Origin of the sequence: Salifodinibacter halophilus, from assembly GCA_012999515.1 — a bacterium.
Lineage (GTDB): Bacteria > Pseudomonadota > Gammaproteobacteria > Nevskiales > Salinisphaeraceae > Salifodinibacter > Salifodinibacter halophilus.
On the sequence record JABEEB010000429.1, the window covers coordinates 1 to 255 of the forward strand.

A 255-nucleotide genomic window follows, 5' to 3' on the forward strand; every position below is an offset into this window, starting at 1 on the left:
CTGCTTGACCTCTTCGTCGACCGGGTCGGGCAGGTCGTTGGCCTTGGCGCCGTCGACCGGCGAATAGGCGAACGCGCCGACGCGGTCGAGCTGGGCTTCGTCGAGGAAGTCGAGCAGTTCTTCGAACTCGGCGTCGGTCTCGCCGGGGAAGCCGACGATGAAGGTGCTGCGGATGGCGATATCCGGCGCGATCGAGCGCCAGCGCTGGATACGCTCGAGGGTCTTGTCGACCGCGCCCGGGCGCTTCATCAGCTT

At 67.1% G+C, this 255-nt stretch carries 1 protein-coding gene; it reads right to left on the reverse strand.

What is annotated here, in order from left to right:
• Positions 1 to 255 (reverse strand): radical SAM protein (locus HKX41_12325; protein NNC24921.1); only part of this gene is annotated, 255 nt, incomplete at both ends.